The sequence below is a fragment of the Roseateles sp. GW821-FHT09G03 genome, assembly GCF_059416045.1.
Map to the genome: position 1 here is coordinate 1,176,260 of NZ_JBWKOK010000001.1, position 25,090 is coordinate 1,201,349.

23 protein-coding genes are annotated in these 25,090 nt (G+C 69.7%); 5 read left to right on the forward strand and 18 right to left on the reverse strand.

Going from position 1 to position 25,090, the window contains the following annotated elements:
• The first annotated feature begins 5 nt into the window (after positions 1-5).
• Positions 6-443 (forward strand): hypothetical protein, encoded by a 438-nt coding sequence (locus AC07OZ_RS05225; protein ID WP_495466089.1) that lies wholly within the window; start codon positions 6-8, stop codon positions 441-443.
• Positions 444-476: 33 nt separating this feature from the next.
• On the opposite strand, the gene AC07OZ_RS05230 is transcribed toward AC07OZ_RS05225, so the two are convergent.
• The 12 genes from AC07OZ_RS05230 to AC07OZ_RS05285 form a co-directional block, all read right to left on the reverse strand.
• Complete coding sequence (locus AC07OZ_RS05230; RefSeq protein WP_495466090.1) at positions 477-878, reverse strand: hypothetical protein; 402 nt, start codon at positions 876-878, stop codon at positions 477-479.
• A gap of 111 nt (positions 879-989) precedes the next feature.
• Positions 990-1,388 (reverse strand): DUF2845 domain-containing protein, encoded by a 399-nt coding sequence (locus AC07OZ_RS05235; protein ID WP_495466091.1) that lies wholly within the window; start codon positions 1,386-1,388, stop codon positions 990-992.
• A 216-nt stretch (positions 1,389-1,604) separates the two neighbouring features.
• Positions 1,605-2,159, reverse strand: coding sequence for a DUF805 domain-containing protein (locus tag AC07OZ_RS05240; RefSeq protein ID WP_495466092.1), 555 nt, complete (start codon positions 2,157-2,159; stop codon positions 1,605-1,607).
• A gap of 49 nt (positions 2,160-2,208) precedes the next feature.
• On the reverse strand, positions 2,209-3,579 hold the full coding sequence (locus tag AC07OZ_RS05245; RefSeq protein WP_495466093.1) for a DUF58 domain-containing protein: 1,371 nt from the start codon (positions 3,577-3,579) through the stop codon (positions 2,209-2,211).
• Positions 3,579-4,559 (reverse strand): AAA family ATPase, encoded by a 981-nt coding sequence (locus tag AC07OZ_RS05250; protein ID WP_495466094.1) that lies wholly within the window; start codon positions 4,557-4,559, stop codon positions 3,579-3,581. The genes AC07OZ_RS05245 and AC07OZ_RS05250 overlap by 1 nt, the downstream gene beginning before the upstream one ends.
• Positions 4,556-5,845: a DUF4350 domain-containing protein gene (locus AC07OZ_RS05255; RefSeq protein ID WP_495466095.1), complete on the reverse strand. Its 1,290-nt coding sequence runs from the start codon at positions 5,843-5,845 to the stop codon at positions 4,556-4,558. Before AC07OZ_RS05255 ends, AC07OZ_RS05250 begins: the two co-directional genes overlap by 4 nt.
• The gene (locus AC07OZ_RS05260) at positions 5,842-6,696 is read right to left on the reverse strand and encodes a DUF4129 domain-containing protein (RefSeq protein ID WP_495466096.1); all 855 of its coding nucleotides are present in this window, start codon (positions 6,694-6,696) and stop codon (positions 5,842-5,844) included. Before AC07OZ_RS05260 ends, AC07OZ_RS05255 begins: the two co-directional genes overlap by 4 nt.
• Positions 6,683-7,429: a hypothetical protein gene (locus AC07OZ_RS05265; RefSeq protein WP_495466097.1), complete on the reverse strand. Its 747-nt coding sequence runs from the start codon at positions 7,427-7,429 to the stop codon at positions 6,683-6,685. The genes AC07OZ_RS05260 and AC07OZ_RS05265 overlap by 14 nt, the downstream gene beginning before the upstream one ends.
• Positions 7,419-8,411 carry a stage II sporulation protein M gene (locus tag AC07OZ_RS05270; protein ID WP_495466098.1) on the reverse strand — a complete coding sequence of 331 codons (993 nt, stop codon included), beginning with the start codon at positions 8,409-8,411 and terminating at the stop codon, positions 7,419-7,421. The genes AC07OZ_RS05265 and AC07OZ_RS05270 overlap by 11 nt, the downstream gene beginning before the upstream one ends.
• A 13-nt stretch (positions 8,412-8,424) precedes the next feature.
• Positions 8,425-9,138 (reverse strand): RDD family protein, encoded by a 714-nt coding sequence (locus AC07OZ_RS05275; RefSeq protein WP_495466099.1) that lies wholly within the window; start codon positions 9,136-9,138, stop codon positions 8,425-8,427.
• Positions 9,139-9,152: 14 nt separating this feature from the next.
• Positions 9,153-9,674 carry an RDD family protein gene (locus AC07OZ_RS05280; protein ID WP_495466100.1) on the reverse strand — a complete coding sequence of 174 codons (522 nt, stop codon included), beginning with the start codon at positions 9,672-9,674 and terminating at the stop codon, positions 9,153-9,155.
• 224 nt (positions 9,675-9,898) lie between these two features.
• A complete protein-coding gene (locus AC07OZ_RS05285) occupies positions 9,899-10,294 on the reverse strand; it encodes a hypothetical protein (RefSeq protein WP_495466101.1) in 396 nt (131 codons plus the stop codon).
• Positions 10,295-10,483: 189 nt separating this feature from the next.
• Between AC07OZ_RS05285 and AC07OZ_RS05290 the strand changes: the two genes are divergently transcribed.
• Complete coding sequence (locus tag AC07OZ_RS05290) at positions 10,484-12,640, forward strand: ATP-binding protein (protein WP_495466102.1); 2,157 nt, start codon at positions 10,484-10,486, stop codon at positions 12,638-12,640.
• A gap of 60 nt (positions 12,641-12,700) precedes the next feature.
• Here AC07OZ_RS05290 and AC07OZ_RS05295 read toward each other — a convergent pair whose 3' ends face one another.
• A complete protein-coding gene (locus AC07OZ_RS05295; protein WP_495466103.1) occupies positions 12,701-13,696 on the reverse strand; it encodes a 2-hydroxyacid dehydrogenase in 996 nt (331 codons plus the stop codon).
• 19 nt (positions 13,697-13,715) lie between these two features.
• Positions 13,716-15,221 carry a DASS family sodium-coupled anion symporter gene (locus tag AC07OZ_RS05300; RefSeq protein ID WP_495466104.1) on the reverse strand — a complete coding sequence of 502 codons (1,506 nt, stop codon included), beginning with the start codon at positions 15,219-15,221 and terminating at the stop codon, positions 13,716-13,718.
• A 147-nt stretch (positions 15,222-15,368) separates the two neighbouring features.
• Here AC07OZ_RS05300 and AC07OZ_RS05305 point away from each other — a divergent pair, with 147 nt between their 5' ends.
• Both AC07OZ_RS05305 and AC07OZ_RS05310 read left to right on the forward strand, forming a co-directional pair.
• Positions 15,369-16,967, forward strand: a complete 1,599-nt coding sequence (locus AC07OZ_RS05305) for an aspartate:alanine exchanger family transporter (protein WP_495466105.1) — start codon at positions 15,369-15,371, stop codon at positions 16,965-16,967.
• Between the two features lie 130 nt (positions 16,968-17,097).
• A complete protein-coding gene (locus AC07OZ_RS05310; RefSeq protein ID WP_495466106.1) occupies positions 17,098-19,719 on the forward strand; it encodes an RICIN domain-containing protein in 2,622 nt (873 codons plus the stop codon).
• Between the two features lie 26 nt (positions 19,720-19,745).
• Here the strand turns inward: AC07OZ_RS05310 and AC07OZ_RS05315 are convergent, their stop codons facing one another.
• A complete protein-coding gene (locus tag AC07OZ_RS05315) occupies positions 19,746-20,657 on the reverse strand; it encodes a YihY/virulence factor BrkB family protein (RefSeq protein ID WP_495466107.1) in 912 nt (303 codons plus the stop codon).
• Between the two features lie 103 nt (positions 20,658-20,760).
• On the opposite strand from AC07OZ_RS05315, the gene AC07OZ_RS05320 reads away from it, so the two are divergent.
• Entirely contained in the window at positions 20,761-21,606 is an 846-nt protein-coding gene (locus AC07OZ_RS05320) for a PA4780 family RIO1-like protein kinase (RefSeq protein WP_495466108.1), read from the forward strand.
• On the opposite strand, the gene AC07OZ_RS05325 is transcribed toward AC07OZ_RS05320, so the two are convergent.
• The 3 genes from AC07OZ_RS05325 to AC07OZ_RS05335 all read right to left on the reverse strand — a co-directional run bounded on the left by AC07OZ_RS05325 (position 21,596) and on the right by AC07OZ_RS05335 (position 25,046).
• Positions 21,596-22,789, reverse strand: coding sequence for a serine hydrolase domain-containing protein (locus AC07OZ_RS05325; RefSeq protein WP_495466109.1), 1,194 nt, complete (start codon positions 22,787-22,789; stop codon positions 21,596-21,598). The genes AC07OZ_RS05320 and AC07OZ_RS05325 overlap by 11 nt on opposite strands.
• A complete protein-coding gene (locus AC07OZ_RS05330; RefSeq protein WP_495466110.1) occupies positions 22,786-24,462 on the reverse strand; it encodes a hypothetical protein in 1,677 nt (558 codons plus the stop codon). Before AC07OZ_RS05330 ends, AC07OZ_RS05325 begins: the two co-directional genes overlap by 4 nt.
• Positions 24,463-24,578: 116 nt before the next feature.
• Positions 24,579-25,046, reverse strand: a complete 468-nt coding sequence (locus AC07OZ_RS05335; protein WP_495466111.1) for an OsmC family protein — start codon at positions 25,044-25,046, stop codon at positions 24,579-24,581.
• Positions 25,047-25,090 lie beyond the last annotated feature (44 nt).

The following is a 25,090-nucleotide window of genomic DNA, read 5'->3' on the forward strand; positions in this document are numbered from 1 at the left end:
GAAAGATGAGTGAATCCGCTCGACACCTGCCCCCTTCAGACTGGTCGGCGCAAGAGCGCAGGCAGATCCTGGCGACGGGCGCGGCACCGCTGCTTGTTTCGGCAGTACTGGCGGGGGCGGCATTGCCGCTGGTCGGACGGGACGCCTCGACCCTGTTCGCGCTGCTGGTCCCGGTCAGCTACGCAATACTCGTCTTCTGCCTGCTGCCGGCGTTGTGGCTGCTGCGCCGCTTGAAGATCCAATCGACCAGGTCAGTCGCCATCGCCTGCGGGCTCGCGACCTTGCTGCCTGGCTGGGCGGTGTATGGCGTGTTCCCTGCCGAAATGGGGAAGTACGCCGGCGCGACCGGCTACGTGTTCCTTCTGCTGGCCCTCCCCGCGACGGTCGCCGCGGTGGCCGGTGCATGGATCCATCGGATCAACCCGGTCGAATCCCGTTCTTGAAGTCGACGAACGTACGCCGCTCCGGCCCCAGCATCAGGCCTGAGGCGACACCGTCCCCACCGCCTTCAACGCCGCGATCGCGCCCGCATGCGCGCTCACCAGCTCCGGCGATTGATCGAAGCGCTCCGCGTAGCGGCGCATGAACGGATCCGCGCTCTCGCGGTCCAGGCTGAGCAGCCCGCGCAGGCGCTGGGCCACCGGCAGCGGCGTCTGCGTCGCATCCGCGGCGCCGTCGATCGCCTCGTCCAGCATCGTGATCAGCCGGCTGAGCGGCTCCAGCCACTTCATCTCCTCGCCGAAGGCCATGACCTGGAGGAACTCGCCCGCGCTCTGCGGGCCGTGGGCCTTCTGGTAGTCGCCGCGCTCCAGCTCGACCAGCGCGCGATGGAGGTCGAGAAGGCTTCGGCGAAGTTGGTGGCAGGCGTCGGTGGTCATGGCGTGGCGCGAAGTCGTGGGGACTACAGGGTAGCCGCACACGCCGCTCTGCGCATGCCCCATCCGGGACAGACGCCTCGTGCGTGTGGCCAGGCTCGGTAGCTCACGCCGTCAGCGCGGCTCCGACTTTCCCTGCTCGCCGAAACGGATCGAGATGATCCGCCCCTCGCGGATGCGGATCACCGCCGGCAGGTAGCCGTCGCCGCGTTCGTAGAGCCACTCGTCCGTCATCACGCAGGCGACCTGCGGCACCTGCTGTACCTGCTGCACGGGCGGCTGGCCCGGGTAGTACGTGACGGGCGGCGGCGCATTCGTCAGCACCCGCGCGCAGTACGAATCGGCAATGGCCGGCTGTCCGCAGGCGCGCAGCAGGAAGACCTTGGAGTCACCCTCGCGCACGCCGCCATCGCTGCAGCGCAGCGACTGCGCCTGGACGGCCGTCCCGGCCGTCAGCACGGCGCCCAGTGACAGGACCCGGAAGGCCCAGCGGCATCGATTGGTTCTTGTCATCTCACGCTCCCGCAGCGGTCCCGATCGCGGGACAGGTCAACCTGGGAGAGGCAACGGACGCGCCCTCCCCTTCGTTGACCGCCCGCGGGGAATCCCGCTCCGCAGTGCGCGCGGCGGCCTCATCGCCGGCACCGCTCAAGCCCTTGGTCCGGCGTGGCCAGGCCTGGTCAGATCCAGTGGCCAGGCCCAGCCAGGCCTGGCGATCAAAGCCGGTGCTCAGGGCTGCTGAGCCGGCTGAACCTGCTGCGCCGCCTGCGCCGCGCGCGCCTTGTTGACGTAGCTCTTGTATGCCGGCACCGAGATCGCCGCGACGATGCCGACGAAGAAGAACAGCGGCAGCAGGATCCCCAGGATGCGCACGCCCCAGGTGTTGGCCGGCGGCGGCGGACCGAAGCGGTTGGCGCCCTTGCTGCCCGGCACGAAGATCCAGATCAGCGCGATCAGCGGGATGAAGACCGTGATCGTCCACCAGCCGCTCATGTCCATGTCGTGGCAACGCTTGATGCCGGTGATGATGGTGAACCACAGCGCCGCCGCGAACGCCGCCAGACCGAGGACGATGAACCCGGTCGAGTTCCCCAGCGCGAAGGTCAGGCCCATGGACACGGCGCCATGGATGAGCGAAGCGCCGGTCGCGTACGCCAGGTAGCGCAGCCGCCCGATCCGGCCCTTGGCCGAGAAGAGATTGAGTTCCCCCGGTCCTTCGGACGAGCTCACGTCGGCCACATGCGCGCGCGGCGCCGCGTATTGGTTCAAGGTCTGTTCAGTCATGGGTTCCCTCCGTCGATGAATTGGATGCGATGAGATCGCCGAGCGCCACTCAGAGCAACCCGGCCCGCTTGACCTCGTGGTACCGGTTGACCAGCGTCGACGCGAGCTGGCGCGGTTCGACGTCGATGGACAGGCGGTCGTGATCGACCACCCGGGCGAAGGCGTCGTGGCGGGCCTGGGACAGCAGGTGCGCGCTCGCGACCGCGACGGCGTCCTCCGGTCCCGCGATCGGCTGCCCGGCGATGCGGCCCAGCGCGGTCTCGCGCAGGCTCGCCAGCAGCACCAGGTGGCGCCGGCGCAGCAGGCGCAGCGCGGGCTGCAGCTCGGGCGAGTCCTCGTCGCGGAAGTTGGTCAGCACGATGACCAGCGAGCGCCTGCGCAGCCGGTGCGACAGGGCCTCCGCCGCGGCCAGGTAGTCCGAATGGTGGCCGCCGGGCTGCAGGTCGTGCATCTTGTTCATCAGCACGTTGAGCGTGCCCATGCCCTTGCGCGGCGCGCAGTCGCGGCGTTGGCCTTCCTCGGTGCCGAAGGTCATCGCGCCGACCTCGTCACCCTCCGACAGCGCGACATAGGCCAGCAGCATCAGCGCGTCCAGCGCGTCGTCGAAGTGGCTGGTCTCGCCCGCGCCAGCGGATTGCTCGTCCGCGCGCATGCGCCGCCCGCAGTCGAGCAGGAACATCACGCACTGGTCGCGCTCGTCCTGGAACTCGCGCACCACCGGCTTGCGGTGCCGCAGCGAGGCTTTCACGTCCAGATGGCGCAGCGGATCGCCGCGCTTGTACTCGGCGAGCTGGCGGAAGTCGGTGCCCTGCCCCCGCTGGATGAAGGTCTTGATGCCGATCTGCGCCAGCCGCCGATCGCCGGACAGCCAGGCGTATCGCGCCAGCGCCGCGAAGTTCGGATAGACGCGCAGCTCGCTCGCTTCGCCGACACGGTCGCGCACCTCGAAGCAGCCCGCGCGCGTGCGCCACAGCAGCTGCGTGCGGCCCAGCCGCGCGACGCCGCGCTGGCGCGCCGTGACGCGGAAGCTCACGCGGCTGCGGCTCTGCGCGCCGAGCACGAGCGCGCGCGGCAGGCCCTCGAAATCGAAGAGCGGATCGAGCTCGTCGAAGACCTTCATCCGCCACGCCAGCTCGCTCGCGTTGACGAGGTCCAGTGTCAGCTCGGTCGACGCACCGATGGCGAAGGCCGCCGGCAGCCGGCGCTCGATCCGCACGCCGCTGCGGCGCCACAGGCGCAGGCTGCGCCACAGGTCGACGCCGGCCACGACCAGCAGCACGCCGGACAGCGCAGCGCCCACCGGCGCCACGAGCGCCAGCGGCGCCCCCGCCGCCAACGCGACGGCGGCGGCCAGGGCCAGACCGGCCAGCACCCCGATGCTGGCCCGGCTGGGCAGGACGATGCGGCGCACGGTGTCCATCAGAGGCGCGGCGCCTCCACGCTCTCCAGCGCGGCGGCCAGGATCTCGTCGAGGTCGCGGCCTTCGATCTGGGCGTCCGGCGCCATCGTCACGCGATGGCGCAGCACCGCCAGCGCCTGCTTGGCGACGTCGTCGGGCGTCACGAAGTCGCGGCCCTCGATCAGCGCGACGGCCCGCGCGGCGCGGATCAGCGCCACGCTCGCGCGCGGTCCCGCGCCGAACTCCAGGCCCGGCCAGTTGCGCGTCACCCGCACCACGCGCACCGCGTAGTCGACGACCTTCGCGTCCACGTGCACGAGGCTCGCCAGGCGCTGCAGCTCCAGCACCTGCACGTCGTCCAGCACCGGCTGCACCGCCTCCAGCGGCAGCTCGTGACCGGCGCGGTTGGCCGTCACCAGCTGCACGATGGCCGCCTCTTCGTCATGCGTCGGGTAGCCGATGCGGATCTGCAGCAGGAAGCGGTCCAGCTGCGCCTCGGGCAGCGGATAGGTGCCCTCGGTGTCCACCGGGTTCTGCGTAGCCATCACGATGAAGGGACGCGGCAGGCCCAGGCTCTCGCCTTCCAGCGTGGCCTGGTATTCCTGCATCACTTCCAGCAGCGCGCTCTGCGTCTTGGCCGGCGCGCGGTTGATTTCATCGGCCAGCAGCAGGTTGGTGAACACCGGCCCCTTGCGCACGCGCAACTGGCCGAGGCCGGCGCCGGTGTCGTCCAGCACGCTGTGGCCGATGACGTCCGCCGGCATCAGGTCCGGCGTGAACTGCACCCGCGCGTACTTCAGCTGCAGCGCCTGCGCCAGCGTGCGCGCCAGCAGCGTCTTGCCCAGTCCCGGCACGCCCTCGACCAGCACGTGGCCGGACGCCACCACGGCGACGAGCATCTGCTCGACCGCCTCCGGCTGGCCGACCACGGCCTTGCCGACTTCGTTGCGCAGCACCTGCAGCCAGTGCGCGGCGAGCTTGAGTTCCTCGGGCTTGATCATTGCGAAGGTCTTTCGTCGTGGGTGCGGTGCGTGTGCGTATGCGTATGCATGGGGCTGAGCAGGAGCCGCCGCGCGGTCTCGAGCAGATGCAGGCGCGCGGGCAGTTCGGCCCGGGTGCAGAAGGTCGAGGACATCGCCGCGTACAGGTCGTCCCGCGCCACGCCGGTCGCGGTCGCGACGGCATGCACGCGGTCGGCCAGCGGCAGTCGGGCGTAGCCGCGCACGTGCCGCTTCGCCGCCTCCTCCAGCGCGCGCTGCTGCGCGGCGAGCAAGGCATCGCCGCCATGGCGATGCAGGTAGGCGCCCATGCCGCGCACCTGCTCCGAGATCGACCGGCGCAGCCGCGGCGGCGCGGCCAGGCGCGGGCCGAAGCGCACCGCGGCCCGCCACAGCGCGGCGGCCAGCGCGAGCAGGCCCAGGACGATGGCGATCCAGCCGGCGTGCCACAGCCACGGCGTCAAGGCCTCGCGCTTCTCGTTCAGGTAGATCCAGACGGTGGCGCCGGGGTCGGCCTGCACGGTGGCGGCCAGCAGCAGCGCGGTGTCGCATTTGAAGGGCGTCTGGCCCTGGAAGAGCATCGGGCTCGTGTTGAGCACCGTCACGCTGCCGCGGCCGTGGGCCGAGCGGATCAGTTGCTGGCCGTGCTCCTGGGTCAGTGTCCAGACCGCCTCGCGACCGGGCTTGAGCTTCAGCCGCTTGTCCCAGTTGAAGCGGCGGCAGAGGTCGAGCGAATCGATCTCGCCGAAGACCGGCGGTTCGGAGGCAGCTTCGTCCCGGTCTTCGTCCTCATCGTCATCGCCCTCGCCGGCCTTGGCGCCGGCCGATGCAGCATGTGCGGGCGGTACCGCCGGCTTCGACCGGGCGGCAGATGCCGCCGCCGCCCGCTGGCGCTTGACCTTCTCGCTGATGTCGGCGGCGAAGACCGGCACCCAGCTCTCGATCCGCGTGTCGTCCCAGTCCGCGCCTTGCAGCAGCACCAGGTGACCGCCGCGCTCGACCCACGCGCGCAGCTGCGCGCCGCGTTCCGGCACCAGGTCCCAGTCGGCCGACAGCAGCACCAGCCGCGCGCCTTCCGGCGGCATGCGGTCGAGCTGCTCGTGGTGCTCGGCCTGCATGCCGAGCTTGCGCATGATCTGTTCGAACGCGTAGACCGGATTCGTCTTCGCTTCGCCGGTGGCCGGACGGGGGACGTCCTCCTCCACCCATTCGGTGTTGGCCGAGAGCCACCAGCCGCTGGCGATCAGCACCAGCGCGGACAGCAGCAGGAACAGGCGCTCGCGGGTCATGCCGCGCTCCCGCCCACCACCGCCGATGCGTTGCCCCCGGCAGCACCGGTCGTCCCGCCGACCGCCATCCGGGCGTCGAAGTCGGCGCACAGGGCCTCGAAGCGATCCGCGGACAGCTCGCGCTGCGCATAGGCCACCGTCTGCCAGCCCGAGACCAGGCGCGACAGGAAGTCCAGCGCGGCCGGCGACACGCGCGCCGCGGCCAGGACCAGACATTCGCGTTCGGTGCTGGCCGAGCGGATTGGCACGCCGTGTCCGTGCACCAGCCGCGACAGCGCGCCGCGGTAGAGCAGCGACAGCGCGGCCCGCTGCTCGCCGCGCTGCCAGAGCGCGCGGGCGGCGCCGCCGATGTCGTCGGGCAGGCTCTCCGGACGGATGTCCAGCGAGCCGATGTGGGTCGGCGGCGCCGTCTTCAGCGCGCGCCCGCCCTCCTGTCCCTTGAGCCAGTCCCGCAGGCGCAACAGCACCCAGACCAGCGCCGCAGCGCCGATCAGCCACAGGGCCACGCGCAGGCCCGCCGACAGGCTCTTGATCAGGTCCACCCACCAGCGGAAGTTCTCGGTCTTCTCGGGCGTCTTCTCCGGTTCCTCGTCCTTGGTCTTCTTGAAGCGCAGGACCTTCTTCTTCTCCTCGCCGGCCCACAGCGGATCGGCGCGGACCTCGCCTTCGGCGATCCACACGGCCTCGGCGTCGATCGCCGAGGCGGCGACCTTCACGGGCACGGGCACCGGAGCGGATGCGGATGCGGATGCGCCTGCAGTCGCCGACGCGGCCGGCTGCGCCTGCACGCCCGCGCCCGCCAGGATCACGGCGGCCAGCAGCAGGTCCCGCAGCAGTTCAGTTGAACGCACGGCGGAACTCCTGTTCGATGTCCCAGGCCTCGAGGACCACGCGCCGGTTCAGGTACATCGCGAAGCCCGCCGCGACGTAGAACGGTTCCAGGAACAGCACCACCAGCGCGTAGGCCGAGGCGATCGCGATGTCCAGCCCCAGCTGTCCGGCCGCATGGGCCTCCGGATGGATGAACCAGTCGAGCACGCCGCCGCTGCGGTTCTCCGGCGCGAACCACCAGACCAGCGCGATCAGCGCGTAGCCGAGCACCGCCTCGGCGTGCGCGAAGGCGACCTGCAGCGCCGTGGCCGCGCCGCGGTTGTCGTTGAGCATCAGCTTGGCGCGCTTGCGCCGCGCGGCGCCGCGCTGGCCTTCGAGCTGTTCGATCGGCTGCGTGTAGGCGCGCCACGGCGAGAAGCGCCGCCACAGCAGCGTGCGCAGGAACTGCCCGCCGAAGACCTGGCGCCGCGCGCGCCACAGGTCGCTCCAGCGCGTCGCCTCGCCGAAGACGGCGCGCGACATCACGAACAGCAGGCTGCGGTCCAGCCAGGGCTTGAGCCAGAACAGGATCAGGATAGGCAGCGTGCCGCCCAGGTCCACGGTGCACATCGCCAGTACCGCGACGGCCAGCAGCAGCGGCGTGAAGCAGCGCCAGATCGACGCCGCGTGCGAACGCACCAGCGCCAGCCCCAGGTCGCAGGCTTCGCCCTGGCTGCGCGGACGCAGGACGATGGCCAGGCCGTCAACGCGCATGGCGGCCCTCCCGGCCCGTGCTTCGGCCCGTGCTTCTGCCCATCAGCCCCAGCCAGGCCACCACCAGCGCCCAGCACACGGCCGCGACGCCGTACTTGACGGGTGGCGCGATCCACGCCGCGGAGGACCAGAACGCCTCGAAGGCGGCGGCGACCAGCAACAGGAAGAAGGCCGCGTAGACGATGGGCACGGCGGCACGCGCGGACGCGGCCAGTGCCTCGAGGCGTCCCAGGCGTCCGGGCGCCAGCCAGCCCAGGCCCATGCGCAGCCCGGCCGCGCCGCAGAGCACGATGCCGCTCAGCTCGAAGGCCGAATGCGTGACCACGAAGGGCCAGAAGTTGTGACCGAGCCCGACGCGCGTCAGATGGCCGGCGACCGCGCCGATCATCAGCCCGTTGTAGAGCAGCACGAAGGCGCTGCCGACGCCCGCCAGGATGCCGGCGCCGAAGCAGCGGAAGCCGATGCCGACGTTGTGGAAGATGTAGATGCCGAACATCTGCCAGTCGTCGCCGGCCTCGCGCAGGCGGCCGAAGGCGCGCTTGCCGTCGCCGTACATCGACTCGTACTCGCGCAGCTGGCTCGCGTCCAGCATCCGGAGGGCGAAGTCCGGTCCGGACCAGGCCAGCAGGAAGGCCACGACCAGCGGCAGCGCGAACAGCAGCAGCGCCGCCAGCACGAATCGCCCCTGCGCGCGCACGGCGCGGGGCAGATCGACGCGCAGCAGGCGCGACAGCTGCCGCAGGCCGTAGTCCTGACGGCGGTAGATCAGCTGATGGGCGTCCTGCGTCAGCGCTTCCAGCCGCGCCACCAGGTGGATCGGATAGGCGCGCGACTGCGCCAGCGCGAGGTGCTCGCAGACGCGGCGGTACTGCGACGCGAGCAGCGCCCCGTCGGCGCTCTTGCCCAGCTTGGCGAGCGCCAGTTCCGCGGCGAAGGCTTCCCACAGCGGGCCGTAGGTGGCCTCGAAATGCATCGGGCTCATGCGGATTTCCTTGTCACCGCTTCCCCATCAACCATTGCGCGACGCCGAGCAGGCGTGCGGACGCGCCGCTCGGCTTCTCGCCCGGCACCTCGGCCGGCAGCACGGGGCCGGCCAGCTTCGCGAGTTCCTCGAAACGTTCCGGCGTCAGGCGCTTCGCGCGGCCGGCCCAGGACCGGATGGCCGCCTGTTCGCCCTGGCTCAGCGGACGTGCCGGCGCCAGCGGAGGCGCCGCAGGTGGCGCGTCATGCAGGACCACCGGCTGCGCGTAGACCACGAGCGTCCCGGCGGCCAGGTCGCCCAGGCGCTTGCAGTCGCGGTTCAGCAGCAGGGTCACGATGCCGAAGGCGTAGGCCAGCGGCAGGAAGTCCGCGACGCGCAGCAGGTTGCGGGTGACCGACGCCGCCGGGGTGACCGGCAGGCCGGTGTCCATGACCACGCGCAGGCCCACCGCCTGCTTGCCGGGCGTGGCGCCGGAACGGCCCAGTTCGAAGGCGATCGGGTACAGCCATTCGATCAGGAACATCCCGATCAGCATCAGGCCGAAGCCCAGGCCGCCCAGGCCCGAGGCCCCGAGCGCCATCGCCAGGACCAGGTCGAGGATCAGCCGGATGAACAGGTCCAGCAGGAAGGCCATGGTCCGCGACACGAGCCCGGCGGGCCGCAGGGACAGGACGATGCCTTCGGGGGTCTCGGCCAGCGCCAGCGTGTCGATGCGCGGCGCGGGCACGGCGGGATGCGAGCTCAGAGCTTGATCACCTTCGTGTCGGCGATCGTGTCATGCAGGCACTTGCGCGATTCGCGGAAGATCAGCAGGCAGTCGAGCAGCGCGTAGATCATCGACGTGACGCCGTTGACGTTCAGCAGGAAGCCGATGCCGTAGCGCAGGCCGAGCAGCCGCCACGCGTCCGGCTTGGAGCCGTCGGTGCGCACGATGCGGATCTTGAAGAGCATCTTGGCGACGGTCTGTCCGCGCCTCACCAGGGGCCAGGCCTGGACGATCAGGAAACCCGCCAGGCCGAGGACCAGCGACGACAGGTTCAGGGCGGTGAGCGAGAAGTTCCGCCCGCGTGCGTCGAGCACGTCCTTGACGGCGGGCACCAGGTAGGCGGCCAGCATCAGGAGCGCCCAGAGGATGCCGGCATCGATGATCGCCGCGACGAAACGGACGCCACGGCCGGCCAGGACCTCGCCAGCGGCCGCATCCGCGACGTCGGCAACCACCGCCTGCGGCGGCGCGAAACGGTCTTCGGTGGAAACTGACATGTTTTCCCTCCCTCTCGGAATTTTGGAGGGGATTGTGTCAGTGCTTCCGAGGGTGGTCGATGGGGGCATCACCGACCTGAACAGGATCCGCCACACCCTCTGGGGGGATTGCCGCCTGAGGGTTGTCACGGAGGGGTCGGGTCTTGCGCCGGCCGTCCGCCGGATGAGTGCCAGATTGTGATTCTGGGAGTCTTCAGACCCTGGAAGCCTCAGGCACGGTCTTTTCAGTTCCGATCCGGCCGAACCGGCAGCCCGCCGGAAGCCCCATCCGCCTCGGTCACACGCCCACTCGCCCGGCGGCTGGCGCGGCTGCCCGCGGCGGGTTTGGCGGATTCGCCCGACGCAGCGGTCGCGGGCGGCGCGGTGTCGGCGGGTTCAAGCTCTGGCGCCGGCGTGGCTGCTGGCGTTTGCGTTGGAGGCGGCAAGACCGTCGGTACGGCTGGTCGTGCCGACGATGCCGTGGGCTGATTCATCGACGCGGCGTCGATCGGCGGCCCCACAGTCCCGGACTGGCGCCGGCTGGCGTTGGTTGTGACCGGCGGCTCGGCCGTCTGCGCGATGGCGGCCGCCGCGAGCAGGGTGACGCAGAACGCGGTCAGGAAGATGCTGAATTGCTTCATCGCCTGTCCTCCAGGGGAACGAAGTTCCGGGGTGGGCGCAGGACCTCGGCGCCGGAAGGAGCATGGGGCAATCCGCGCTCCCGGGCGGCCCGGGCCGCCCCGGCATCGGACGGGTCACGCCCGGGTCCGCGAGGAGGCCGGGCACCCCAGCCCGGCGGTACAGTCCGGGGCCCCGGTCCCACAGTCACCATGGAACGTCTCGAGCTTTCGTTTCCGACGCTGCAGTCCTGCGCCGACGAGCCCATCCACATCCCCGGTTCGATACAGCCGCACGGCCTGCTGCTCGCGCTGCGCCAGGGCCGCATCGCCGCCTGGAGCGACAACGCGCCGGCGCTGCTCGGCCTCCAGCCGGCGCTGGGCCAGCCGTGGCAAGAACTGGCACTGCCCGGCACGGTCCACAGCGAGCTCACCCTGCTGGCCGACGAAGCCGCGCTGACGCCGGGCATGCCGGCCTTCTGCGAGGTCGAGATCGGCGGCCGGCCGCACGACGCGGTGGTCCACGTCCACGATCACCACACCTTGATCGAGATCGAGCCCCGCACCCAGCCGCTGGCGCCGCTGAGTTCCCAGGCCCGGGTCTACGACCGCATCCGACGCGCCGGATCGATGGAGGCGGTGCTGCAGGTCGCCGTCGACGCCATCCGCGCGTGGACCGGCTTCGACCGGGTGATGGCCTACCGCTTCCGCCACGACGACAGCGGCGAGGTCGAGGCGGAAGCCAAGGCGGACACCCTCTCCTCCTACCGCGGCCTGCGCTACCCGGCCAGCGACATCCCGGCGCAGGCGCGGCGGCTCTACCTGCTCAACACGCTGCGGCTGATCCCGCACGTCAGCTACCGCGCGGTCGCGCTGGTCGGCCACCCGGAGGCGCCGCCGCTGGACCTGACGCACTCGGTGCTGCGCAGCGTCTCGCCGATCCACGTCGAGTACCTGCACAACATGGGCGTGGGCGCGTCGATGAGCGTGTCCATCGTCGTCAACGACAAGCTCTGGGGCCTGATCGCGTGCCACCACATGAGCTCGCTGCAGGTGCCGTATCCGGTGCGCTCGGACTGCGACGTCCTGGCCAACATCCTGTCCTCGGCGATCGCGACGATCGAGGCGCGCGAGTTCGCGCGGCGTCAGGCCGACACGGCCACCCTGGTCGGGGAACTGGCCGGCGACATGGCGATCGCGGACGACGCCATCACCGCCCTGCTCGGCCAGTCGGCGCGCCTGCGCGACGTGCTGCGCGCCGACACGCTGGTGCTGGCGCAGCAGAGCAAGGTGGTCTCGGACGGCGACCTGCCGCAGGAGCTGGCGGTGGCGATCGCGACGGTGCCCTGGACGGGCGACATGCCGGCCCTGAGGTCCTGCGCGGACGACTGGCCGGAGGCGCTCCGGCCGCTGCTCGGCCAATGGGTCGGCGCGATGTGCATCCCCTTCGACGCCGGCAACGGCGGCCGCCTGATCGCGCTGCGCAAGGAACAGCGCGAGACGGTGCGCTGGGCCGGCCAGCCCGACAAGGTCGTGGCGCGCGGCCCCAACGGTCCGCGCCTGACGCCACGCGGGTCGTTCGCGGAATGGCGCGAGCAGGTCAAGGACTGCGCCGAGCCGTGGAGCGAGACGGACCTCCGCTTCGGCAAGCAGCTGATGCTGGAGCTGCAGCGCGCGGCCGCGGCGCGACATGCCGAGGTCGAGGCGGCGCGGCGCAACCTGCTGGCGATGCTCGGCCACGACCTGCGCGATCCGCTGCAGGCGATCCAGATGGTGGCGGGCGTGCTCAAGCGCGAGCCCGATCCGGCGCAGACGGGCCGGCTGGGCGCGCGGCTGGACGCGTCGAGCGGACGGATGCACCGGCTCATCACGCAGGTGCTGGACTTCAGCCGTGCCGAGGTCGGCATGCAGCTGCACACGGAGCTGCGATCACTGGACCTGGAGGCGCTGCTGCTGGACCTGGTCGAGGAAGTCCGCATGGGACATCCCGGCTTCGAGATCGTCGCCCGCACGGCGGGACCGGCCACGGTGACCGGCGACTCCGTGAGGCTGGCGCAGGCGATGTCCAACCTGATTGCGAACGCGCGCAACTACGGCGCGCCGGGACGGCCGGTCACGGTGTCGCTGGAACCGACACGCGACGGCGGCCAGCGATTCAGCGTCGCCAATGAAGCCGACGAGATCCCGGCAGTGGTGGCAGCCGAGTTGTTCGAGCCGTTCAAGCGCGGCCTCGAGCGCGGAGCGCCCAACCGGAGCGGGCTCGGGCTCGGCCTCTACATCACGCGTCGCATCGTCGAGGAGCACGGCGGGACGCTGGGCTATCGGTATGAGGCGCCGACGGTGGTGTTCGAGTTCACGGTGGCCGGATAGGTTCCCGAGCGACTGGAGTCCTTCAAGCGCCAAGCGCGCTCCTCGTCGAGTCCTGCGTTTTCAGCACTCCGGAATCCGATTCACCAACGGTTCCCCGCGCTCGAACGCGCTGAGGCTTTCCAGCGTCGTGGCCATGATCTGGCCGATGGCCTCGACGGTGAAGAAGGCCTGGTGCCCGGTGACGATCACGTTCGGGAAGGACACCAGCCGCTGGATCACGTCGTCGTGGATCACCGTGGAGGACAGGTCCTGGAAGAACAGGCTGGCTTCCTGTTCGTAGACGTCGATCGCCAGGCCGCCGAGCTGCCCCGTCTTCAGCGCCTGCGTCGCCGCCTCGGTGTCGACGAGGCCGCCGCGGCTCGTGTTCACCAGGATCGCGCCGCGCTTGAGCTGCGCCAGCGAGTTCGCGTCGACGATGTGCCGCGTCTGCTCCGTCAGCGGACAGTGCAGCGAGATCACGTCCGACTGCGCCATCAGCTCGGGCAGCGGCACGTAGCGGCCGCCGAGTTCCTCGAACTCGGCCTTGGGGAAGGCGTCATGGCCGAGCACCGTGCAGCCGAAGCCGGCCATGATCCGCGCGAAGATCGTTCCGATCTTGCCGGTGCCGATCACGCCGACTGTCTTGCCGTGCAGGTCGAAGCCCATCAGGCCATCGAGCTCGAAGTTGCCGTCCCGCGTGCGCACGCTGGCTCGCACGATCTTGCGGTTGACCGCCAGCAGCAGACCCACGGCGAACTCGGCGACCGAGTACGGCGAATAGTCCGTGACCCGCACGACCTCGATGCCCAGACGGCGCGCGGCCGCCGCGTCGATGTGATTGAAACCGGTCGAGCGCGTCGCCACCAGCAGCGTGCCTTGCGCCGCGAGCCGGGTCAGCACCTCGGCATCCACGGCATCGTTGACGAACACGCACACCGCCTTGCATCCGGCGGCCAGCGCCACCGTGTCGACGGTCAGCCGGTCCTGGACGAACACCAGTTCATGGCCGATCTCCCGGTTGGCCTGCTGCAGCAGGGTCTGGTCGTATCGGCGGGTACTGAAGACTGCGGTTTTCATCGGTCCTGCTCCTTGCCTCTCACCACATGCCCAGCACGCGCCACCACGCGGTGCCCACGATCGCGAAGATCAGCAGCTCCAGGACGCACATCACCGCGCCCACTCGCCACCACTGCCCCATCGTCACGTAGCCGCTGCCGAAGATGATCGGCGACGTGCCGGTCGCGTAGTGGGTCAGCGTCATCATGATCGCCGAGCCCGCCGTCATCATCAGCATGAACGGCACCAGGTACGCCCCCGGCACCAGCTGCGCGCCGACCGTCAGGAAGGCCAGCATCATCGCGCTGATGTGGGCCGTCGTGCTCGCGAACAGGTAGTGCGAGAACACGAACGCCGCCACCAGCACGGCGGCCACCCAGAACCAGCCCATCCCGCTCGCCACGATCGCATCGCGCATGCCGATCGAGAACCACGAGATCACGCCGAGCTTGTTCAACTGCTCGGCGAGCATGACCAGCGCGCCGAACCAGATCAGCGTGTCCCAGGCGCTCTTCTCGGACAGCACATCGTCCCAGTCGATGGTGCCGGTGATGATCAGCGCGAACAGGCCGAGGAAGGCGACCACCGTCGGGTCCAGCGTCCAGCGCGGGCCGAAGATCATCGCGGGCACGTTCGCCCACAGCAGCAGCATCAGGGCGAAGACGCCGAGCATCACGCGCTCCTTGCCCGACAGCGGCCCCATGCGGTCGAGCTCGCCGCGTGCGTACTCAACGGCGTTGGGCGTGGCCTTGAGTTCGGGCGGCGCGAGCAGGAACACCACCAGCGGCATCGTCAGCAGCGCCACCAGCCCCGGCAGCAGCATGCACAGCGCCCAGGTGGTCCAGCTGAGGTGCAGCGCCTGTCCGGTGGCCTTGGCAACGTAGTCGACCACCAGCGGATTCGGCGCCGTGGCGGTGAGGAACATCGCCGAGGTGATCGGGTTGGCGTGGTAGTTGACCAGCGCGAGGTAGGTGCCGACCTTGCCCTGCGTGCCCTTGGCCGGATCGGAGTCGAAGGCGCTGGCGATCGACTTCATGATCGGGTGGACGATGCCACCGCCACGAGCCGTGTTGCTCGGCGTGAACGGCGCCAGCACCAGTTCGCAGATCGCCAGGCCGTAGCCGATGCCCACGGTGCGCTTGCCCATCAGCGCGATGAACATCAAGCCGATGCGGTTGCCCAGCCCCGTCTTCTTGAGTCCGCGCGAGATCAACACGGCCACGACGATCAGCCAGATCAGCGGGTTGGAGAAGCTGCTCAGCGCGTCGGCGATCGCGCCCTTGGAGGTCGGCGACGTCACCTGCGCCAGCGACAGGATCACGATGGCCATCATCGCCATCACGCCGATCGGCATGACCTTCAGGATGATGGCCACGATGGTGGTCAGGAAGATGGCGACCAGGTGCCAGGCCTCGGGCTTGAGCCCGTCCGGGACCGGTACCAGCAGCAGGCCGAAGAGCACCAGCGTCGTGATGAACGCGGGGATGAGGCGGAACGGCACCGCCTGCTTGAAGTAGCGATAGAGCGCGATCAACCGGGCTGTCATGCGCAGCGTCCTCCCTGGGGTTGTCGACCCATTGAATCACGAAGGAACGGCCGGAGGGTCGATCAACACTGGTGTTGCGTCAAGCTTCGTGCATGTGGCAAGGACTGGCCCCTACACTCGACCGCTCTTCCTCAGGGGTGCCCTTCCATGGATGTCATCGACCGGTTCGGACTCTTCCTGGCATCCCAGCCGCTGCTGGCGCTGTTCCTCACGATCGCGGCGGGCTACTGGCTGGGCGCCCGCAGCATCAAGGGCTTCGCGCTCGGATCGGGCGCGGTGCTCTTCGTCGGACTGGCGGTCGGCGCGGCGGCGCCGCAGCTGAAGCTGCCCGCGCTCATCGGCAACCTCGGGCTGATGCTGTTCCTCTACGGCGTCGGCATCGCCTATGGCGCGCAGTTCCTGCGCGGCCTGACCAGCGCGCGCGGCGCCAAGGCCAATGCGGCGGCGCTGCTGGGCGTGCTGGCCTCGCTGGGCTTGATGATCGCGGCGGCGCGTTTCTGGCCCGGCGTGGAGTTGCCCAAGGCGCTGGGCGCATTCTCGGGCGCGGGTACCAGCACGGCGGCGCTGCAGGCAGCGCTTGCGGTGTTCGGGCCGTCGCCGGCGACGGGCTACTCGGTCGCGTATCCGGTCGGCGTGGCGATCCCCATCCTGCTGCTCGGCTTCTACAACGCGTGGCGCAAGCCCCGGCTGGAGCGCCCTGCCCCGCCTTCGCTCCATGTGGAGGAAGTCAGCGTCGACGATGTCGCGGTGCTGGGCAGGACGGTCGGCGCCGTGTCGCAGACGCTGCCGCAGGGGGTGGCGATCTCCGCGATCCGTCGAGGCCATCACAACATGGGCGCGGCGCACGATGTCGAGCTGCAACGCGGCGACGTGCTGCTGCTGAGCGGCACCGACCCGACCCTGCTGCAGAACGCCGCGCTGCGTTTCGGCCACGCCGATCCCGGCCGCATCCTGCGCGACCGCAGCGAGTTCGACTACGAGCGCTTCTTCGTCTCCAGCCCGCAGCTGGCCGGCAAGCGGCTGTCGGAGCTGCAGCTCCCGCCGGAGTGCCGCGCCCGCATCCTGCACCTGCGGCGCAGCGACGTGGACCTCGCGCCGCACGCGGACCGGGTGCTCGAGTTCGGCGACCGCGTCGGCGTGCTGGCGCCGCGCGAGAGCTTCCCGGTGCTGAGCCGCTACTTCGGCGACTCGGTGCGCGCCACCGGCGAGGTGAGCTACATCGGCATGGGTGTCGGCGTGACGCTGGGTCTGGCCGTCGGCGCGATCAGCCTGCCGCTGCCGCTGCTGGGTCACCTCTCGCTCGGCTTCGCGGGGCTGCTGCTGGTCGCGCTGCTGCTGGGCTGGCGCCGCCGGACCGGACCGCTGACCTGGGTGATGCCGATCTCGGCCAACCTGGTGCTGCGCAACTTCGGGCTGACGGTGTTCCTCGCGGTGGTGGGGATCTCGTCCGGATCGACCTTCGCGGCGACGATCGCGGAGAGCGGCTGGCTCTACCTGGCGCTGGGCAGCGCGATCGTCTCGGTGCTGGTGGCGGTCACGCTGGTCATCGCGACGGTGGTGTTCAGACTGCCCTTCGACACGACCGCGGGCATCGTGGCCGGCGCCACGGGCAATCCGGCGATCCTGGCCTTCTCCAACCGCATCGCGCCGACCGACCAGCCCGACATCGGCTACGCGATGATCTTCCCGTCGATGACGATCGTGAAGATCGTGCTGGTGCAGCTGGTGGCGATGGCGTCCCTCTAACTCGGCAGAGGTAGCCCGCCCCATCGGCGCTTACCGTTGATTGCAGCTCTTGCGCCCTCCCTGTTGGAAGCGCTTTCATCCCGCGGAAAGAATGGTGTCGATCCCATTCCAACCTCTGCGAGAGACGAGCATGCATCCTTCTCCCCGCCCGGACTTCGGCAAGCTCCAGGCCGCGCCGACCACGATCGCGCTGGCCGTCAGCGTGCTGCTGAGCGCCTGCGGCGGCGCCGACTCACCGGACGCGTCGGCCAGCCCGGCGGCCGCCGATCATGCGAGCGCCCAGGCGCAGTCGATTGCGTCGCAGACCGCGTTTCCGGTGGGGCAGTACAGCCTGCGCGGCGTTCAATCGGGGATGTGCATAGCCATCGAAGGCGCCAGCACGGCCGACGGTGCCAAGACGCTGCAGATGCCATGCAACGGCGCGGCCAGCCAGCGCTTCGAGATCAGCGCCGCGGCCGATGGCAGCTACGCCTTCCGGAATGTCAGCAGCGGCAAGAACCTGGACGTCAGCGACATCTCCACCGCCAACGGCGCGCTCATCCAGCAATGGGGCTACGGCGGCGGCGCGAACCAGCGCTTCGCCGTCACGGCCAAGGGCGACGCGTTCCACATCGTCGCCAAGCACACCGGCAAATGCGTGGACGTGAAGGACTTCAGCCTCGTCGCCGGCGGCCGCATCCAGCAATGGGATTGCGGCAACAACGACAACCAGCGGTGGACCTTCGTGCCGACGGGCACGCAGGCCCCGGCGCCATCGCCGGCACCCGCACCGGGGCCGGCTCCTTCGCCTGCGCCCTCTCCGGCCCCCTCGCCCGCGCCCGCGCCGGCGCCTTCTCCCGCACCATCACCCGCACCTTCTCCGGCCCCGGCGCCTTCACCGGCTCCCGCTCCGGCACCATCGCCTGCGCCGTCCCCCGCGCCGGCGCCTTCGCCCCTGCCCCGTCGTGGCGCCGCCGTGCCCTGGGTCGAGTACCAGGCCGAAGACGGCCAGACCAACGCGCAAGTCCTCGGTCCGAGCCGCCAGAAGTGGGACGCGAACCACATCGAAGCCGAGGCCATCGGCCGCAAGGCGGTGCGCCTGAACCGGACCGGCGACTACGTGTCCTTCAAGACCACCGCGGCCGGCAACGGCGTGGTGGTGCGTTACTCGATCCCCGACGCCCCGAACGGCGGCGGCATCGACGCCACGCTGGGCCTCTACGTGAACGGCGTGCGCGTGAAGTCGCTGCCGCTGACCTCGCGCTACAGCTGGTCCTACCAGGGCGGTCTGATCGGCGATCCGGTCGTCGACAAGCCGGCCGGCCAGCCGCACACCTTCTTCGATGAAGCGCGCGTGCTGCTGCCCGACAACATCCCCGCCGGCGCGACCGTCATGCTGCGCCGCGACGCGCAGGACACCGCGGGCTTCTACGTCATCGACCTGGTCGACATCGAGCCCGTGCCGCAGGCGCTGACGATGCCGGCGGGCTTCACCTCGGTGACCGCCTTCGGCATCCAGCCCAATGACGGCAAGGACCATGCGAACGACGTGCTGCGGGCCATGCGATCGACCAGCAAGCTGTGGTTCCCGCCCGGCGACTACCTGCTGCAGAAGATCGACGGCGGCAACGTCGGCCTGGACAACCCCGGCATCGAGGTCCGCGGCGCTGGCATGTGGCACACCAACCTGCGCGGGCCGAAGGCGCTGTTCTTCTGCTACGGCGCGAGCGCCCGCTGCGTGTTCGGCGACTTCTCGATCCTGGGCGAATCCAAGGCGCGGGCCGAGGAATCCGAAGGCATGCAGAAGGCCTTCGCCGGGCCGATGGGCGCCGACAGCCTGATCGAGAACGTCTGGATCGAGCACGTGGTCGGTGCGATCTGGGTCGGCAACGATCCTCCCTACCAGACCCAGCCGACGCAGCGCCTGACGATCCGCAACTGCCGTATCCGCAACACCTATGCGGACGGGATCAACCTGGACAACGGCACGTCCAACTCGCTGGTGGAGAACTGCCACCTGCGCAACACCGGCGACGACGCGCTGGTGGTGTGGTCCATCAAGTGGACCGACTGGGTGAAGGACAAGACCTGGCAGCTGGGCGACGGCTTCATCTCGCCCGCGGGAAAGAACGCGCCGGACCAGGGCCAGGCGGTCAACAACGTGTTCCGCAACAACACGGTGCAGATGCCGTGGCGCGCCAACTGCTTCGCGGCCTACGGCGGCGCGAACAACGTGTTCAAGGACAGCGTCTGCGAGGACGTGCTGACCTACCCGGGCATCCTGATCGACAACGAGTTCAGCCCCTATCCATTCGGACCGGGGACGACGACCTTCAGCAACATTTCGCTGATCCGCGCGGGCGGGCCGATGTTCAACGAGAACACCGGCAATCCGTGGCAACACGGCGCGCTGAAGTTCTACCTGCGCGAAGGCGACGTGAACGACATCCTGGTGGAGAACGTCGACATCATCGACCCGACCTACTCCGGCATCGAGTTCCGCGGCTTCGGCTCGGCCTTCGTGCCGCCGGGCGAGAAGTTCCACCCGGACCTGCTGCGCGACGCCGACAACGCCAAGTTCCGCAACGTGAGGCTGAAGAACATCAAGGTCGTCAACCCCGGCCGGTACGGCATCGAGGTGATCGACAACGGCGGACGCGGCGCGGTCAACTTCGACGGCGTGGTGGTGACCAACCCGGCGCTCGGCGGGCTGAAGCAGGACAACGCGCCGGGCAGCTTCTTCATCCGCGGAACGGGCAACGCCGGTTGGTGAAGGCAGCGCGGCAAGGCAGCGAGGGTTCAAGCGGGCTCAGGATCTGAGTCCGAGTCCGAGTTCGATTCCTCCGTCAATCGCTGCCGTATCACCGCATTCACCTCCGCCCCGTAGATCAGCGTGGTCGCGCTGATGTAGAGGAACACCAGCGTGGCGACGACGCCGGCGAAGCTGCCATAGAGCAGCGCCAGCTTGCCCGCGCTGCGCAGCGTGTACGACAGGGTCGCGGCCGACGCGACCCAGAGCGCCGCGCCGACGACCGCGCCGGGCAGCACCGTGCGCAGTCGCAAACGGACGTCCGGCAACCAGCCGTAGAGCAACGCATAAAGCACGACCAGCACCGGGAACGCGACACCGTAGCGCACGCTGTTGCGCAACCACAGCGTCTCACGCCCCTTGCCGACGCTGTTCTCCAGCGCCTCCCAGACATACGGCATCACGATGACGGAGCTGAAGATGGCGAGGATGCCGCTGCCCACGATCAGCGTGAACAGCGTGACCTTGAGGCGTGCTCGCCAGAACGGGAGACCGCGCTCGATGGCGTAGGCGCGGTTGAGCGCGGTGCGCACCGCCTGCATGCCGGACGACGCCGTCCATAGGGTGATGAAGAGGCCGATGGCCAGCAACGCCTGGCTGCGCTGGGCCAGCACCTGGTTGACCACGGGCAGCAGCGCGCTGCGCACGAGCGGCGGCGCGTACTCCACGACGCGACTCGCCAATGCAGCCGCGTCGCCGGGCGAGCCGATGTACGCGGCACCCGCGGAGAGCAGCAGCAGCAACGGGAACATCGACAGCACCATCGAGAACGCCATGCTCCCCGCCTGGTTGGCGCTTTGGTGCAGCACGTAGTTGCGGATGGCCAGGAGCAGGACGCCGAGGACAGGCGTGCGCAAGGCCACGCGACGCGTCCGATGCCAGAGCTCGATCAGTTGCTGCATGCCGCGGAATTCGTTGAATGTTGTCCGCAAGGGCAAAATCGCGTCCTGCCCCCTCTTGCCTCAGACTCCGCCGGAGCCCGATGCCCACTCTTCCAAGGCCCCGATGAAAGCACCCCCGCGACTCCAATCCCTGATCGAGGAAGGCCTGATCGACACCGTCGTGCGGCAGCTGATGAGCGGCAAGGAGGCGCTGGTCTACGTGGTGCGGTGCGGCGACGAGACCCGTTGCGCCAAGGTCTACAAGGAGGCCACGCAGCGCAGCTTCCGCCAGGCCGTCGACTACACCGAGAACCGCAAGACCAAGAACAGCCGGCAGGCGCGCGCCATGGCCAAGGGCACGAAGTTCGGCCGGCAGGCCCAGGAAGCCGCGTGGCAGAACGCCGAGGTCGACGCGCTGTACCGCCTGGCCGGCGCCGGCGTGCGCGTGCCGCAGCCCTACAACTTCATGGACGGCGTGCTGATCATGGAACTCGTCGTGGACGAGAACGGCGACGCGGCCCCGCGGCTCAACGACTCGATGTTCACGGCCGAGGAAGCCCGCACCCACCACCAGAGCCTCTTAGGGGAAGTGGTGCGCATGCTCGGCGCGGGCGTGGTCCACGGCGACCTGTCCGAGTTCAACATCCTGCTGGCCAGCGACGGGCCGGTGATCATCGACCTGCCGCAGGCCGTGGACGCCGCCGGCAACAACCACGCCAAGCGCATGCTGCTGCGCGACGTCAACAACCTGCGCGACTTCTTCGGCGGCTTCGCCCCGGACCTGCTGCGCACCGACTACGGGCACGAGATCTGGGCCTTGTACGAAAGCGGCGCCCTCACGCCCGAGACGCCGCTGACCGGCCACTTCAAGCACGCGACCGGGCCGGTCGACCTCGGCGAAGTGATTCGCGAGATCGATGACGCCGTCGACGAGGAAGCCGCGCGGCGCCTGCGGATGCTCAGTTCTTAGCAGCCCGGAGCGCCGCCGTGATCGCATCCCGGATCGGGAACAGGTGGTCGTTGCCGTTGAACTCCGCGTCCGGGCTGTTGCCGGTGTGCACGATCACGACCTTCGCGACCGGGTCCACGAAGATGTTCTGCCCGTTGGTCCCCCAGGCGAAGGAGCGTCCGCCCGCCGCCCGCGGGATCCAGACGTGCAGGCCGTAAAACGGCACGTTCGCGGGCTGGGGCTTGTCCTTGCGCAGCGCAGTCATCTGCTCGATCCAGGCCTGGGGCACGACCTGGCGCTCGCCCACGCGGCCGAGGTTCATGATCAGTTGGCCCAGGTGGGCGTAGTCCCGCAGGCTCGCGACGAACTGCCCCTGCACGCCCTCCTGCCCCGCCCGGTTCTTGATCCAGTAGGCAGGTGACTCGGCGCCCATCGGTCCCCACAGGTGCGTGGACAGGTAGTCGGTGTTGCTCACGCCGGTGCGCGCGCTCAGCATCAGGCCGAGCACGGCCGTCACGGCGCCGTTGTAGTTGAAGATCTTGCCGGCGGGATCCTTGTCCTTCTTGCCCGCGAGATAGACGCGCATGTCGGTGAAGGGCTCGATCATCGGATTCGTGGTCTGGTTGTCCGAGACCTCGCCGGGCCGGAACGAGTTCTTCAGCGCCACGCCCGAGCTCATGCGCAACAGGTCCTCGACGCTGTCGTCGGCGAAGGCACTGTCGCGGAAGTCCGGCAGCACCGCCGAGACGCGCTCGTCCAGCGACAGCTTGCCCTCGTTGATCGCGATGCCGATCAGCAGCGCGAGGACGGTCTTGGACATCGACGCGGACAGCAGCGCCGTCGACGGCCTCGCCTGCTGCAGGTAGCGCTCGAACACGACCTGACCCTCGTGCATCACCAGAAAGCCGGTGGTGCAGAACTTTCCGAAGTAATCCTCGAGCGGGACGGCCGTCGCCGAGCCGCGCGGTTTGTAGACCACCGCGCCCAACGGCGTCCCTGCGGGCAAGGCCTGCGGGATGGCGGCGGCCGGCGCCTCGTTGTGGAGAAAGCGCTTCTGGGGATCAAAGTAGACGCCCTGGCAGCCGGAGGCCGCCTGCGCGTGTGCGACGCCGCCCAGAACGACGATCGGAGCGACGATCAGGGTCGCGATCACGTGATGCAGCGCGGATCCTCGCCGCGGCCGCCATGGTTGAAGTTTCATCATTTGTCGCGATCGTAGCTGCCGGTGCCGATGTAGACGGACCGGTTGTCCCCGTCGACGGGGAAGCTGAGCAGCCGCTCCTTGTGGCCATCGTCGTACTCGAGCGAGATCGCGAAGCCTTCCAGCTGATATCTGCCGCGGCGGCTCGCGCCGTCGTCCTTCGTGTGCGTGCCGCTGCTGACGCCGACGTTCCCCAGCCCCGTGCCGACGGTGCTGCTGCCGGTGCTGCTGCTGCCCTTGCCGTCGCCGTGCGACGAGCCCGCGACCACCGTGCCCGTGATGGCCTGCAGGCTGCCCGTGCTGGAGAGCGCGCTGAAGCTGCGCTCGAAGCGGCCGTCCTTCGTGAAGCGGATGCCGTGCGTGGCCGAGGTGCCGCCGGTGATCATGCTGCCGGTGAAGCTGCGCCGGCTGAAGCTGCCCTCCAGCCGCGCATCCTTCGGCCAGGGTCGCACCGCCTCGTGCCCCTCGGGCTTCCAGTCGCCGGACGGCCGGCCGTCGTCGTCCTGCGCCTGCATCGCGTAGCCCTTGCCGGCGCTCCGCCAACGCCCCCAGCGCTGGGGCTCGAGCTGGCGCGACGCGGCGACGTCGAGCTGATCCGGCGGCATCTCGGTGCGGCGGTAGACGCTACCGTCCCGCAGCAGGAAGCGCACGTCCTCCTCCCAGCGGGTGCCGTTGAGGTTGTTGGCTTCGCCGTGGATGACGACGGCGGCCAGGTCCTTGTCGCCCAGGCCTTTGCCGGGCGAGGTCGACACCCGCTGCAGCGCCACCGCCTTGCGCGCCAGCGGCGTCTGCGCCAGAGGCGACGGCGTCAGGCCCGACGGATCGTTGACGAGCGCGGCATCGGCCAGGTCCATCGACAGCCGGTTCAACGAGGTGACCACCCCGCGCAGCACCACCTCCTTGCCGAGCCACGACTCGGCGTTGAACTTCAGGTGGATGAACTGCTCCCCGACCCGGTCGCCCTGCTCCTGCATGAGATAGAAGTTCTCGGGGCGGCGCAGGTCGCGTGCCACGCGGCCCTTGACGTAGACCAGACCCAGCTTGCGCCGGGCGGTTTCCTCGGAGATCACCAGCCAGTTGCCGCGCTGCTCCGTCAGGGCGATCACCTGGCTGGGCAGCAAGACCTGGCCCCGGGCGGGCTCGGCGGCGATGGGCAGCGGGGTGATCGGCATCACGAGGTTGGCCTGCACGATCGCGCGCGCCACGGCCCCCGCCTGCGGGTAGCGCGCGGCGACGTCCTTGCCGCCGCCCTGCCACTCACGCGAGAGCGTGGCGCAGGCCTGCGGGTCGCTCAGCACGCGCTGGCGCATGGGCTCGATGAGTTTGTCCCAGGACGCATCGCCGCTGCGCCGCTGCATCATGCGGGTGAGCACCACCCGCATCGGGGCGATCTGATAGCGCCCTCGCCAGGCGATCCACGCGTCCCGCATCGACGGGGCGGCGGCGTCACCCATGTCCTGGCACGCGTTGATCGCGGCTTCCGACATCACGTCGAAGCTCACGGCCTCGACGAGCTGGCTCATGGCGGCGGAGTCGGTGACCAGGCTCTTCGCGTCAGGTGCGGCGTGGGCGGGACTGGCGATCAGCGCGGCGGCACAGGCGGCGGCAAATGCGGCGGCAAAGGCGGCGGTGGCTGTGGCGACGGCCAGCGCGGATCGGAGGGACGGGGAACGCATGCGATCGGATCCGGAGATTCGGAGGACCGCATCCTGCCCGCGCCGGGCGTTCCGGGCCACAACCCGGACGGGGAAGCGTCCGTCAGGGACTTGACGCGCGACCCCTGTTGACTCCTCTACGCCGTCTGGATAGCCGGCTCGCAGAGCACCGGGAAGTTCAGCGAATTCGCGATGAAGCACTGCTCGTGCGCGTCGTGGTGCAGGCGCTGGGCAAGCGCGACATCGTCGCCGGCCCGCACGGTGACGCGCGGCCGCAGGACGATCTTCGTGAAGCGTCCTTTCTCTCCTTCCTCCATCGTGCCCTCGGCATCGTCCACGTAGGCGAGCACGGCGATGCCGGCCTCGGCGCAGAGGTGGAGGTACCAGAGCTTGTGGCAGGCGCTGGTCGACGCCACCAGCAGGTCCTCGGGGTTCCAGCGGGTTCTGTCCCCGAGGAAGGCCGGATCGGACGATCCCAGAATCGGTGCCTTGCCCGCCGACTCGATCGCATGGTCGCGGCGGTAAGCCTTGTAGCCCGACGTGCCGGTGCCCTGGTTGCCGGTCCACGTCACGGTGACGTGATAGTGGTGTTCCCGATGTCCCATCGTGTGTCGCTCCTGTTGCGTGCGGCGAAAGGCAGCCCGCCGTG